This window comes from Pauljensenia sp. UMB6358 (genome assembly GCF_030216865.1).
Lineage (GTDB): Bacteria > Actinomycetota > Actinomycetes > Actinomycetales > Actinomycetaceae > Pauljensenia > Pauljensenia turicensis_A.
Map to the genome: position 1 here is coordinate 1 of NZ_JASOMS010000164.1, position 273 is coordinate 273.

At 62.6% G+C, this 273-nt stretch carries 1 protein-coding gene; it reads right to left on the minus strand.

Going from position 1 to position 273, the window contains the following annotated elements:
• A partial coding sequence (locus QP381_RS09030) for a dihydrofolate reductase (protein WP_285068673.1) occupies window positions 1-273 on the minus strand: 273 nt, incomplete at both ends.

Here is a 273-nt window from a genome sequence, read left to right on the forward strand (position 1 = left end):
TCGTCGCAGTGCTGGCGGTGATGGCTGCTCGCTGGTCACGGTGATCCGCCAGGTGAGCGGTTGCGACCTCGAGCGCCTCATCCAGGTTGGCAACGACCAGTGCCCCGGGGGTCTCGTAGTCGCGCTGGCGCGTCATGACGATGTTGGTGCGTCCAGGCAATGGCTGACCGCCCAGAGCCTCGTAGGAAGAGCGCCCCATGATGATCGGGTAGCCCAGCGTCATCTGTTTGAAATGCGCAAAATCAGCCGGAACATGCCACAGCATCGATGTGC